15 protein-coding genes are annotated in these 12,642 nt (G+C 47.3%); 4 read left to right on the forward strand and 11 right to left on the reverse strand.

From position 1 onward, the window contains the following. The first annotated feature begins 4 nt into the window (after window positions 1-4). The 4 genes from EHV15_RS36975 (at window position 5) to EHV15_RS06940 (ending at window position 2,495) form a co-directional block, all read left to right on the forward strand. Complete coding sequence (locus EHV15_RS36975; RefSeq protein WP_218571215.1) at window positions 5-505, forward strand: hypothetical protein; 501 nt, start codon at window positions 5-7, stop codon at window positions 503-505. Window positions 506-523: 18 nt separating this feature from the next. Then, window positions 524-979, forward strand: a complete 456-nt coding sequence (locus tag EHV15_RS06930; protein WP_128630593.1) for a YrhA family protein — start codon at window positions 524-526, stop codon at window positions 977-979. Window positions 980-1,357: 378 nt separating this feature from the next. Next, window positions 1,358-1,774, forward strand: a complete 417-nt coding sequence (locus EHV15_RS06935) for a hypothetical protein (RefSeq protein WP_246061374.1) — start codon at window positions 1,358-1,360, stop codon at window positions 1,772-1,774. A gap of 130 nt (window positions 1,775-1,904) precedes the next feature. Next, on the forward strand, window positions 1,905-2,495 hold the full coding sequence (locus tag EHV15_RS06940; RefSeq protein WP_178075787.1) for a pentapeptide repeat-containing protein: 591 nt from the start codon (window positions 1,905-1,907) through the stop codon (window positions 2,493-2,495). A 91-nt stretch (window positions 2,496-2,586) separates the two neighbouring features. Here the strand turns inward: EHV15_RS06940 and EHV15_RS37855 are convergent, their stop codons facing one another. Genes EHV15_RS37855 through EHV15_RS06990 form a run of 11 tightly spaced genes read right to left on the reverse strand, consistent with a single transcriptional unit; the run spans window position 2,587 to window position 12,528 of the window. After that, on the reverse strand, window positions 2,587-2,694 hold the full coding sequence (locus EHV15_RS37855) for a CD1375 family protein (protein WP_281281604.1): 108 nt from the start codon (window positions 2,692-2,694) through the stop codon (window positions 2,587-2,589). Next, entirely contained in the window at window positions 2,687-3,280 is a 594-nt protein-coding gene (locus EHV15_RS06945) for a hypothetical protein (RefSeq protein WP_128630595.1), read from the reverse strand. The genes EHV15_RS37855 and EHV15_RS06945 overlap by 8 nt, the downstream gene beginning before the upstream one ends. An 11-nt stretch (window positions 3,281-3,291) precedes the next feature. Continuing rightward, window positions 3,292-5,985 carry a hypothetical protein gene (locus EHV15_RS06950; RefSeq protein ID WP_128630596.1) on the reverse strand — a complete coding sequence of 898 codons (2,694 nt, stop codon included), beginning with the start codon at window positions 5,983-5,985 and terminating at the stop codon, window positions 3,292-3,294. Next, complete coding sequence (locus tag EHV15_RS06955; RefSeq protein ID WP_128630597.1) at window positions 5,978-6,271, reverse strand: ketopantoate hydroxymethyltransferase; 294 nt, start codon at window positions 6,269-6,271, stop codon at window positions 5,978-5,980. The genes EHV15_RS06950 and EHV15_RS06955 overlap by 8 nt, the downstream gene beginning before the upstream one ends. Then, complete coding sequence (locus EHV15_RS06960; RefSeq protein ID WP_128630598.1) at window positions 6,268-6,858, reverse strand: putative phage tail protein; 591 nt, start codon at window positions 6,856-6,858, stop codon at window positions 6,268-6,270. Before EHV15_RS06960 ends, EHV15_RS06955 begins: the two co-directional genes overlap by 4 nt. Further along, window positions 6,851-7,930 (reverse strand): baseplate J/gp47 family protein, encoded by a 1,080-nt coding sequence (locus EHV15_RS06965; RefSeq protein ID WP_128630599.1) that lies wholly within the window; start codon window positions 7,928-7,930, stop codon window positions 6,851-6,853. The genes EHV15_RS06960 and EHV15_RS06965 overlap by 8 nt, the downstream gene beginning before the upstream one ends. Then, a complete protein-coding gene (locus tag EHV15_RS06970; protein ID WP_128630600.1) occupies window positions 7,923-8,327 on the reverse strand; it encodes a DUF2634 domain-containing protein in 405 nt (134 codons plus the stop codon). Before EHV15_RS06970 ends, EHV15_RS06965 begins: the two co-directional genes overlap by 8 nt. After that, a complete protein-coding gene (locus EHV15_RS06975; RefSeq protein ID WP_128630601.1) occupies window positions 8,324-8,797 on the reverse strand; it encodes a DUF2577 domain-containing protein in 474 nt (157 codons plus the stop codon). Before EHV15_RS06975 ends, EHV15_RS06970 begins: the two co-directional genes overlap by 4 nt. Beyond that, the gene (locus EHV15_RS06980; RefSeq protein WP_128630602.1) at window positions 8,798-9,781 is read right to left on the reverse strand and encodes an XkdQ/YqbQ family protein; all 984 of its coding nucleotides are present in this window, start codon (window positions 9,779-9,781) and stop codon (window positions 8,798-8,800) included. Beyond that, entirely contained in the window at window positions 9,778-10,446 is a 669-nt protein-coding gene (locus EHV15_RS06985; RefSeq protein ID WP_128630603.1) for a LysM peptidoglycan-binding domain-containing protein, read from the reverse strand. The genes EHV15_RS06980 and EHV15_RS06985 overlap by 4 nt, the downstream gene beginning before the upstream one ends. A 9-nt stretch (window positions 10,447-10,455) precedes the next feature. Then, a complete protein-coding gene (locus EHV15_RS06990) occupies window positions 10,456-12,528 on the reverse strand; it encodes a phage tail tape measure protein (protein ID WP_128630604.1) in 2,073 nt (690 codons plus the stop codon). Between the last annotated feature and the right edge of the window lie 114 nt (window positions 12,529-12,642).

The raw sequence follows: 12,642 nt of genomic DNA on the forward strand, positions 1-12,642 counted from the left end.
AAGTATGTCAATTCAGTTTTCATTAAAGTTAAGTGGATACGAGATTAATGAACTGACAATAAAAAATGAAATAAATAAGTTGGCAAGCGGGGGTGAATTTAGCCTTATTGATGAGAATATAATTGAATTTGATACAACCTATGATTTGTTAGGTTTTACCGTAACTTTAATTAAGAATAAAAAACCACCTTATAATATTTATGAAATGACCTTGTTAGAGAGAGACTTTGAGTACAATCAGGTTATTTTGTTCGACTTTAATAAAGAATCAGATTTACGCTTCGCCTATAGTAAAGCGCTTCAAATTATATTCAACCTGATGAAGAGAATACATACTCATGCGCTATTAACAAGCTCAGTTCATGATGAAATTTGCTATTTTGAAAATAGCACGAAAGTTTATATTAACGGAACTGTAGAGTTATTAGAGCAGATAAAAAATATAACAAAGGCTGATGAAATATGGGAAGCTATTATCCTTAACTCAATTTCCGCAGGGGAATAGAAAGGTATAACAAAGATTATGTGGACAGATACAATTGAAGAAATTAAAGCACGAAGAGCAAAAAGAGATAGATTTTTAAATTCTAGTTGTTCAACGACACATTTGGAACGTTTTCAAGAAGAAGTCACTAAACTTTTTAACTACAAGCTCCCCAAAGAATATATTGAGTTTTTGTCCTATATTAATGGAATTGAATATAACGGTTTAGTCCTGTACGGGGTTGATGGTAAGATAACTAATGATGAAAATACTAACCAAGAAGTAACTGGATACATCGAGACCAATGAAATTTGGTACGAAAACGAGCATCAGAAGGCCTATATGTTTTTTGGGGACGGGAATATAAGTTGGTATTGTTATGATATAAAAAGAGACATTTATGTCGAATTAGATAAGCCGTCTGGCTCACAAGTACAAGAGTTTCAGGGGTTTTATCATATGATAGACTATGCTTTGTCTAACAGTTTGATTTAATGTTACTGTTGTTTTAATCAGTAGAATTTTATGAGCTAGATAAATAATATAACAAAATAAAATAATGTTCATAGGTCGTCTTTGGTCAGAGTGTGCCGAAGTCGGCCTTTTTTATCAAGCACTAGAATAAAAATTCTCATTAAACACAAACATCCTCTGAGAGCATTAATACAGGCCGAGACTCAAAGCAGACTTAGAATAACTTGAGAATGATAGATCTACTTATTGAAGCTACTAAAAGAAGCGCGTTGAAATGAGGGAACTAAATGGATGGGGATATTAGATTAAGTTCTTTTCCATCTGATAAAATTATGTTATTCCAAATTATAAAAAATCAGACGCTTTGCCAATTGACAAGGTTTAGTTGGTGGGAAAGTAGTGGATGCCGTAGAGCAATGTGAAATTCTAGAAGAAGAGGTATTTTCACTAACCGCAGGACCAGTGTTAATGTACTTTCAATCGGGGTTAGTCATTGGGGCCGCCAGCGACCCATCGCAAAATTCGGTTATTTTATGGGTTGAACGAGATGATACAGGCTACATCACTAAGGAACCTATCGAAAACGATCCAGAACTCTACGCTATTAGTGCCCTGGATAAACAATACAGTAATTCTTATTGGACCCAAATAGTAGGGCAGAAAATAAGGATGGTGAATATTATTAAGCGCAATCCGCAAAATGCCTTGCTCGCCGAATTGCCAAATGAGGTTGGTGTTGAGATAGTTATGGATAACGGAGAAAAATTTATACTATCGTATGGTCTCCACAACAATTCAGACGATTTTTCAGTATAAACAGACTTATATATTGACCGGAGACTTTTGGAAAGTTTAAGGCGGGAAAATGTACTGTAGTTTATTTTAAAACAAAAACCTAAATATATTTTAATTGTTGTCCATAGATATGCCCGAAAAGGAGTATTGCATGGATATTAAGGATATGTTTTTGAGCCATCACCTCTGGGCACAGTCGGATGGGAAAAGTGGAAAAAAGTTAGAAATAGTAAAAAAAGAAATACGTGAACTAAATCTAACAGAGATGAATCTAAGTTGTTCTGAAATTGTTGATTCAAATGTAAGTAACTCCTTCCTGACAAATAATGATATGAGCGATTGCTGCTTTTTAGGTTCTTCGTTTGATGGAACGAATTTGTCGGAATGTATGTTGAGCAAAACTGTATTCGATCATGCATCATTAAAAAATTCAATTTTGAGAAATTGCCTTGGTATAAAAGCGTCTTTTGACGACGCAGATCTTAGCATTGCTGACTTATCCGGATCAGATATGCGCCGGGCTTCTTTTCGAAGAGCGAATTTACGTTACACTAATTTTTACAATGTAGACCTGACAGGCGCTATACTTGATGGAGCTCTTCTCTACGGGGCAAGCTTTAAAGATGCGAAAGGAATTGATGAAATATTTGCTCAATATATTTTTGTTGGTACAGAGGACGAACCAATAAGGTTAGAGGGCGATAATATACAGAAATGGTTGTTAGAATCGAGGAAAGGGTGACACTCTCAATAGAGCATACGGCGTTATAATCCAATCCCTTCAAAAACGCAGCCCTCGGATCGGCTCCGAGGGCAAGATAAAAGAACACCTATTAAGCGTAAGCATCAAGCAATTCCTGTACTTGCTCTTTCCAGCGCAGAGGTACATTGTCAATCGTTTTTAGATTTTTCTTAATCAAATCAAAGTAAACTTTAGCCATTTGTTCCCTCACCTCCCGATCTAGCAACAATCAGATCGGCCAGCTCCGCCAGCGCGAGTTGCATTTTCGTTTTATCGGCTACATTCACCTCCGCTAACTCTGCAACTGCCAGTTTAAGCCTTATATTTTCCGCCTGAAGACGCTCCAATTCGGTCGGCACTACCGGCGGATGCAGCACATCAATCTCTTCCGGCGTCAGGCCCTCGCCCCATAATACTGGTTGCTCTGGCGCGGAATATACCGGCGGCTCTCCGCGCTTTTCCTCCGGCAGTGCGGCCCACTCATTGTAAGCAGCTCGATACGCCTTTTCGGCTGCGGTCACGGTGTCCTGGTACGTCTTCCACTCCTCTAAATTGAAGTGCGGCTGATAAAGCCCCGGCGGAACAGGCACTCCGACGACATACCCGGTTGGTTGCAGTTCCTCTTCTGCCTGCTCTCCTTCGGCGGCGGCATTAGTTTCGGGCGGCAGCGCAGCGCCGAGATCGGGTTTCTCGGAATAAAAAGGGACGACACCGGAAAAAGCATCGCCCACCAATTCGTCCTCCAAGTAGAGGCCGTTTATATTTATTTTAGGTACGGCTTTCATATTGTTCCTCCTTATTGTCCGACCCGGAAAGAAATACCATTAAGACTTATATACGCTAAACTACTTGCATAACTGACAAATACATTGCCATTAAAGTCAATATCAACACGTGCAAAATCATTATTGCCGCCAACCACTGAAAATAAAAGAATGCCTTTGGGTCTATGCCCCGACGGAAGTTTAAAGATCGGTGCATTTAAGATTCCATCTTTTACGAGCCCCTTAAGCCACACTCTATCGCCTTCTTTATAATAACCTGCTTGTGAAAAGTAGCCCGTGTCATAATTTACCCAGGCACTCAACAGCGTCGGCGCAATCCACCCCGGCGCATCCTCATCCGACTTCTTCACTTCGACGACGGAAACCCGCTGTAACGCTTCGACCACACCTGCCGTCAGGTCGCTGATCTGCGCCTTTTCATTCGCTGCCAGGCTGCCGGTAATCGGCTGGATTGGGGATTTGTCAAGTTTGATATAGGTAACATCAAATACTTTGTTGGTACTGTCTAAAGTGGACACAAACCTTACTGCATCTGCTCCACCATAACTCCAACTAAGACCTTGGTTACTACGGATGTTCCACCCATAGTCTACTCGACCGTCTGTGTGTACAGTTAGAATGCGGTTGGTTTTATTCTTAAGCGCCGAACCATGAATGTACTGGTTAATTACATAATATGGATTCGGAGACTCCCCGTTATTTACAGGCTTAACATTCTCCCGCAGCACAATTCCTGTACCAACTTCGACCACGTTGTCGCCCTCGGTGAGCGTTAGACACCCTTCAGAAACAACAGGTTCCACGTTTTCTTTGGCAAGACGGTAAAGGAGTTGGTAAGGCGTAAATCCCTCATAAGAAGTGACTGGCAGAACATCAGTTACGCCCTCATTATCAGTAATTCTACGCCAAAATTTTTTTCCTGATGTGTACGGATCGGAAATCGTTCCATCTTGTCTCATCCTCCACCCCAAGAAATAGGCCTTAATCTCGTCGGGTGTAGGAAAATAGGCGGATACATAGGAGACAACAATATTTGTCCCAACTGCCGGTGCTGTTGAGAACGTAACCGTCTTTTTGTCAATGGTAAATTCCGTTGTTGGGACGCCTTCGATGGTCGCCCTCAGGTTGGTAGGAATAACCGAATTTGCCGTTGTTAGTCTAAATGATCTTGTCGAACCATCCCCACTGAAAGTATCGGATTCCGCCGAATCTCCCCATCCGCTATCAACATTAAGAATCCAGATGTAAATATAAAGCCCGTCTATGGTTATTTTATCCGCCGCTTTCACGCCTCCGTATTCGGTCAATACCTTCCCGTCATACTTTGTCCCGATAGAGCTTCTATCTATCGGTTTGGAGCCGTGGGGAAAACGAATCCCCTTGAAACCAGGATTGTCATAATCGGCGTACTCATAGCTAAACGAGTCGTCCAACACATACTTTTTCCACTTCGCCAATTTGAAATATTGCTCGTCTTTCTTAAACAACACGTCTGGTTCGCTGCTATCTTCTGGGTTCGCGTGTAACTCTGTCTGGAAAGCGAGTATGGACTTGCACTGTGGCTGGAATGGTTTGGGTTCGGAGCCAACGATGAGCGATGGGTTCTCGAACGTGAACATTCCGGAGGTGTATTGATTCATAAGCCCGACAATGATTCTTTTATATTCGCTAGGTATTGTAAATGTCCGTGATGAAATACCTGTAGTTCCTTGCCCGATAGCATCTTGCAGTATCACATTAGAACCTTTTTTGTCTGTCCCCCAAATAGTCACATATGCGCCGGTTTCATAAGTGTTTATGGAAAGTGTGTACGTCTCCCCCGGTATAACATCAATGTTCGTAATAATACTGCGAAACTCCACATCCACGTTTGATCTTTGAATTTTGTAAGGAGATAGTATTCTAACTTGTGAAGGTACGTCTGCCGTCCATTCATAAAATGGCGGCAGCAGATTGTCCGATGTAGCGATAGCATATGGACCGTCTACGCCGCGGATGCCGGCATGCACAAACGGATATTTTGCGGCAACTTGTTCAGGCGTCATCCCATCAAACGCAGCGTATTCAGCATCAGAAATCTCATAGACGCGCAAGGCATCTACATAGCCGGAGGAATCATTTGGACCGGACAGCAAAGCACTGATATACACGATGTTAGCCCCAGTAAAAAAATTAGCAGGAACTCGAATAAACACTGTTTCAAATTTATTTAGCGTGGACATGAGCGGTGACTTCATTTCTTTAGGAACAGCGTTATCATTCATCCGCAAAGCCATTGCTACTCCGCTTACCATTTTCACTCTCGCTACAGCAATATAATTTTTGCTTGGATTGTAAGAAAATCTCTGGAATATGTCTGCGTATTGCCCATTGGTAACAGTTATAGCAGCACATCCTGAACCTTCGACTTTATTTGTTGTATCAATAGCAGCAGTACCAACGACAGACCAGCCAGTCAGTGAATCAAACGATCCGGCGCTTCCGAGTAAATTAATCAGCGTCCGCCCCCGCACCTCCCCAAGCCGGAACCGCGCATCCTTGGCTGCGTTGACTACCTGCAGCCCAGGCTGTAGTGTAACCGAGTCGGTTTTGGTGGTATCAAAACGCTCCTCAATTTCAGTCTGCAGCTGATTTATTTCTTCCCCAATATCGTTCATGTCCTGTGCTTTAACGACATCTGAATTCTTCCAGTCCGTTTTAGCCATTACTCAATCCCTCCTTAACTTCAATCGTTTGCAGCATCAAGTGGTCTGCTGTAATCGGGATGTTAACGGCATTTGAAGTCAATACATGATCGGCAGAATCCTTAAGCTCAATCAGTGTCATCAGGGATACCTTCGCAACGGGAACTACGTAATTGAGCACGAGCACGTTGTCAGCAACGGTCTTAACCTCAAAATCCGTGATGATATAGGTCCCATTGATGACCACTTTTGCCACACGCTCGTTGACGTATTCCGCCATATCTTGCAGTAAATTTGCCGCTATCATTTAATCGGCACCTCCGGTCCATAAGTAAGGAATGGCTCTTCTCCCAGCTTCCAAGAGCCGTCCAGCTTGTAAATCCATGTCATTTCCCGCGTGCTGATATGCTCTTCCAGTGCAACGGCTCCCTCTAGCGCCGTGTTTTGCTGGTACACGAGGTTGGCCGGCTTGGTGGTCTCAATCGTATACAAAACCTCTTTGAACACACTCGCGTTGTCGACAGTGGCCGTCACCGTTAAAACCCGGTTTGCGTAGTCCACCGACACGATCGTCATCCCTTTGCCGACCAGCGTGTCGAGCTGCCGCTGCAAATATCTGACGGTAAACGGAGGTTTGGTCTGGTAGCGGTTAAGAATGCGGCGCCGGCGGAACTCCATCGTCTCTCTCGCTGGGTCCGCCTGGATGCCAAGCATCTGCTCGCGCCGTTTGATCGCCTGCAGCCCGGACGTCTCAACAAACTGATCATTAAAAAGCTGGTCGATGGCTCCCTGAGCCAAATCAAGCTCGATGGTCTCCGTTTCGGCCAGCCGGATAAAATCTTCAATGCCGCCGAAAAAGGCCGGCAGATGGATCAAAATGCGATCATCAGACACGGATGGTCACCGTCCCCGGCTGTGGCACCACGTCGGCCTCCAGCGTTAAGTTGGCTGCCGATCCATTAATGATCGTCCCAGCCACATCATCGACGCCGTTCACGGTTAGGATTCGCGCATCGATCTGCGCGGTCCGGACGATGAGCTGCTGCTGATTGGCCCAGTCCTTCCGGAGTTCCAACAGGTAGGACGCAATCACAGCCTCCACGTCTGCCTGCACCTGACCGGGCGTCATACCTGCCGAAAGTGTCAGCGTCGTCTCTACATTGATCGCGAGGCCCGTCACTCCGGCAATGGTCACTTTATGGTCAATCGGTGCCTGACCAAATCCTTGACCGCTATTGACCGTCGGGTCCATGATCGTTTGCACCTCATCGACCAGGGCCTGCGACGGGGGCGTCCAGTCCGCGGCAATGATGGTGCACTTGACGGTTCCTCCACCCTGCCAGACCGGGTAGACCTTGGTCGCGCCGACGCCCGGGATACGATTGATCCGCTGCTTATAATCAGCGACATTGCCGCCAAAGGCCGGTTCGTTGACGGTCTCATAAAACCGTTCCCGAAGTACTTCGTCTGACTCCTCGTCTTCACCTGGCACCAGCACCTCAGCCAACACGGCCCGGGTCAGGTTCGCCACATAGTCGATCGGCAGGAGCGTACCGAACTGCGTATTACCGATCGTGCCAGGTGTCTCGCAGGACATTTTATATATGCCTGTGCTGATCTTCTCTTTGACCACAAAGGCCAAATCGGCAATCGCAAACCGTATGCCCAGAGGTACATCCATGAGGTCATTGGCCGAGTTGTAAAACATCCCTTTTCGCTCCGCCGGCGTCGCCGGTATGCGGTTAACCCCGAACTCGGCCGTTTTCCGGCTCAGATATTCGCCGCTGGCCGTATCTACGAATGAAAGATTGTAGTTAACGTCCAATTCAATGTACATCTGGGCCAGCTCGGCCGCGGCCGGCGCGCATGCGTCATAAATAACGCTGCCTTCCCTTTTGTCGATCGTATCCGGTACCCGGGAGAGCATCCGCTGCAATATAAAATCAAAAGTCATGTGTTCATACATTACGGCTCACCTCCTGCTCAAAACTGCCGTACGCTGTCACCACGGTAAAACGGATGATGAGTTGATCGCCATCTACTTCAACCTCCACATTTTCCACCGAGTCGATCCGGTCATCAGGCAATAATGCCTCCTGAATCATCCGGTTCGCCTCGGACCGGGCAAATACTGGGCTGCTGCCAAGCAGCAGCGTTAGCTCGTGGCCATAATCGAATGAATAGATGTCATACCAAAAGCGATCCGTCTGGAAAACCTTGAATACCGCCTGTTTGATGGCGTCCAAGCCGTCCGTCTTCCCGGCGATGCGTCCCCTGCCCAAATCAATTTGCCAAGTCAGGGACGGCATGGGCTGGTCCACTAACGGCTCGTTTAACAGATTCTCGTCTGTTTCCGGTATCATGATCCGCTCACCACCCTATCCCATACGACATATTTTTGACCGCCTTGTACTCTCAGCAAGAGAACCGCATCACCGGCTTGCAACCCTTCGCGGATCACTATTTTTCCCGGCAAAGCGTCCCCCGTCAATCCACCGTTGTACGCGTGGTTGTGTTTTAAATCGAGTTTGTCCAGCAGCGCGTCGCCGGTAACTCCGCCATCAAATGTATGGTTATGCTGGAGATCGATTTTTTCCGGCAACGCATCACGGGTAACCCCTCCGTCAAACGTATGGTTGTGTTTTAGATCGATTTCATATCGGGTTAAGCGTTCTGTCACATACAAAAAATCCGCAGTGAGTGTAAACCGTTGATCAACGATTACCTCCAGCGGATCCGCTTTGCTTACTTCGCCGAACAGCACTGCGACAGGGTTGCCGGCATGGACGGCGTCCGTTGCAGCTTTTTTCAATGTACCCAGTAAATCTGCCATTCACACCACCCTCAAATCCAGTGTCATCGTATGCACTGCCCCGTCGAAGTCGTGAGAACACTCATCCACCAGCAGCGCCTGATCGACGCCGTATTCCGATATAACGATCCGGACGCGCATGCCAGCGCGGACGCGGATATCCCCCAGGGCGTTTACTTTAAGCGATTTAGTCACGCGGTTCTTCTGCTGGGCCAAGTTGTTCAGGAGCTCGCTGATCTGCGCCGTGTTGTAGTTTTCGTCTACCGACTGGTAAAGCTGCAACAAGCCCCAACGCTTAATATTAACGCTATCCTTGGCCATGTAAATTTCTCGTTTACCGGTCTCCTTATTGTCCTTATATAACTTAATCTGGTTGTACGTATCGCTGTCGATCGAGCGTTTAACCTCATAGTCGTACATCAGACTGCCATCGCCGATAATCAGGTCCAGCCCGGCATCATCCACTTCGCGCAGGCAGAGCGAACCGAAATCGTCGTAGAGGCAGTAATCGCGGCCAGTATGTTTAAGGGTCAAAGTGATCGCCTTGTCGATGATATCCAGCAGCTTTTTACCATCCTCAGTCATCGTCGGGATTCGATGTCTCGTATCAGCCACCGTCCCGAGCTTCAGATTGAAATCCTTGGCGATCCGCTGCACAACCTCCGTCGCCGTGACGCCCGTAAATACGTAGGTGTCAGTATTCATTAAATACCTGATCTGATCGTACGCGGTGATCTTGACGGCTTCGTCCCGGCCCTCGTCAATGCTGAAAATGTAGCCATGGAACACATTCGTGTCATTCACCCGGACCCGCACGATATCCCCATTGTTGTACGTAAAATTAGTGGTTTGAAAAGGAGAACCTTTAATCAGCGTAAAAGAAACAGTCCCTGCCTTGCCGATCCGGGATGTCTTCCAGGATAGCCCTTTCACGATTTCGCTAACATCCCATTCAGCGTCGTTGCCGCTCCCCTGCCGATTGATGATTTTTACAGCCATGGTCATGGCAGCTTCAGCACCTTTCCTACAGGCAGCCGTTTCAGGTCGGAGTCCTTAATTCCGTTTAGCTTCTGGATTTCCTTCCAAAGGGCTCCATTGCCGAGCTTCGTCTGAGCCACCTTCCAAAGACTGTCGCCGGCAACCATCGTATAGGTCTTCGGTTGCTGCTTATCATTGGGCCGGGTTTTAGCCGTTTTCTTTTGCACCTGGCTGCCCCCGTTGGTGGTCTCCCGGGTAATTTTCTGGGCGGCGTAAAAAACATATTTTTTAAGTTGGATGTCGTACTCAATGTCTCCGCCGCTGCCAGCCACCTCTTTCCAAGTGAAGGACTCGATGCTGGCCGGTGTATTGATGTCGTAAGTGTCACTGGTGAAAATAAACCGGATCGGCCGCTTGGTGGTCATCCATTTTTCGATCATCTTGATATATTCAACTGGGTGCAGCAGGTCATCCGTCGTCACAAACTTATACCATTGGGCCGGAAACAAGCCGCTAAAGCTGTATTCCGTCAACCCCCGATCCTTAATCACATTGATCTGGCCCAGCCCGGCCACATCATACGAACTGCCTTGACCGGACTCACTGACTTTGATTTCGGAAGGGTTGATCGGCAGCTTCAGTACCTCGGCCCTGTTGTTAAAGCTCAACTCAACGCCATATACTCGCACCATCCATCCCTCCTACCAACCATATACAGCATCCGCCGACGTGACGATATCCTGTTCTAATTTTTCCGTGATATGCGCAATGATCGTATTGATGTCGCTCTGCTGACGGACATGGGTATCCCCGAAACTGATCGACGGCTGTAAGGTAACGTAATTTTGGATATTCTTCAGTTCGGCCAGCTCACGCATCATTTTTAAATCCTCCGAGGAAATATCCACGGTTTCATTAACACGGTCCACGCTGCCGACGTTTCCGACGCTGCCGATGTTGGTGATGTTTGCTCCCTGCCCCGCGGCACCCGTAAAGCCCGAGCCCGGATCCTTCCCAAAGCCGGATGTTAAAGAGTTTGCACCATTGGCAAGATCGTTAAAGCCCTGTGCTCCAACCGAATATCCTTGCTTAGAAGAATCGGCGATGTTTTTATATTGCATTCTTCCAAATTCAGCGGCATTATCTGCCTTCTCCGGGGGAACCATGTTATCCAACTTATTCTTAAATTTATCGCTGAGCGCATGAATATTTTTCTCATCAAGCAGTTCTATAGTCTTATAGTCGGTGCCAAACAGCTTGTTAAACCCTTCAATTAACCTGTTAATACCTTTCAAAGCACCGTTAATCGCCTGAAGAATAACACTCATAAACCCGCCGGCAAAATCTTCGGCGGAACGCAACATATCGTACAGATAACCGCCAAACGTCATCGCCAAGTCGTAAATCAGTTTTTGGATTGCATAGATTGGATTGCTGAATACGTTGATCCAAAATTCAGCAAAGCTGACAATCAAATTGTAAACTAATGCAAATACGTTATATATAAAGGCATACAGCCCGTAAAACAGCCCGACGACAAAGCCGATGATTTGCTCGGCGGAAACCCCGAAATTCATCAGCACACCGATGAGCAGGGCGATTCCGGCGGCGATGAGCAGTATCGGCCAATAGGCGGCGAGCCAAAGTATCGCTTGGGTCACAAGTGGCGCAACCATCGCCCAGAGCATGATCGTCATCAGCCCCAAGGCCGCTATGATTCCGAGAACGATAAAATAAGAGGAAGAACCGTTGGACGTGAATGCTCCAAAGAACGCCGCCAGCCCATCGGCCACCTCGCCCAAAAAAGACCCCACGATGCTTAAGCCTGCCCCCAAGCCGTCGATGAAGCTCTTGAACGCATCGCTGTTCAACACTTCCAGGAAGGAGTCAAACATTGGCCCAAGCGCGTTTAGCCCCTGACGGCCTATCGATCCGAGCTGGAAGTTAAAGGTGTCTACCACCCGCTTCCATTTCACCGCCGGGGAGTCCATCATCGTTTCAAAAGTTGTCTGCGTCATCCGCTGTTTGTTCAGCAGCTCATCCATCGCCGCGATGACGCCGTTCACGTTACCCTGCTGCCCCGCCGTTTGAACTCCGCTGTTATCGATCGCGCCGGCTGAAATATCATAAGAGCCTAAGCCTTCCGTACTTCCGGACAGTACTTGCGAAAGCGCATCGGCGGCCCCTTCCAGCCCTTGCCCGGGGTTAAGCTGCTCAAGCCGCATCGCTAACATATTTAACTCGGCGAGCTGCGCGGGATCGGTCGTTATCGACATAAACTTCTGCGTACCGGCCATTGCGGTGTCCACATCTTGCCCGTACCGCAGTGCCTGCGAGGCTGTTTGGTCAAATATCTGCTGCCCCGCCCCCGGACTGCCGGCGCGAAAAGATATCTGATTCAGCGCCTCTTGCTGCTGGGCACCATCGCTTAAGATCTTACCGAGGAACTGTTTGCCCGTCTCCGCGATTTTACTCAGGTCCATCTTTTTAAAAGCTTCAACAAGCTTGTTCCCCTTCTTGGCGGACTCGTCCAGCTCCTGATTAAATTCCTCTTGCGCTTGCGTGGCCTGCATCGCTTCCCGATGCGCCTTCAATTCGCTAGATATAATTTGCTGGAGGGTCTGTAAGAACTGCAGCATCACATTAACGTTGTCGTTCATCGCCCGCGCGGAGGCCTCCCAGACGACAATCGACTGCTCGGCAGGCTGGATGACTTGAGGAAGCAGATTCCTCATTCTGTCGTACACTACTATCATGGAATCTGGAGTTGCCATGGCTTCACCTTCTTTCCAGGCAGGATGTTCACTTTTTCTTCGCCGCTTTTTTCTCGTTCCTGATGATCTCTTGGATCATTGCGATGAGCGCTGCCTTTTGCTTTGCGCCCAACG

Source organism: Paenibacillus oralis, from assembly GCF_003863965.1.
GTDB lineage: Bacteria > Bacillota > Bacilli > Paenibacillales > Paenibacillaceae > Fontibacillus > Fontibacillus oralis.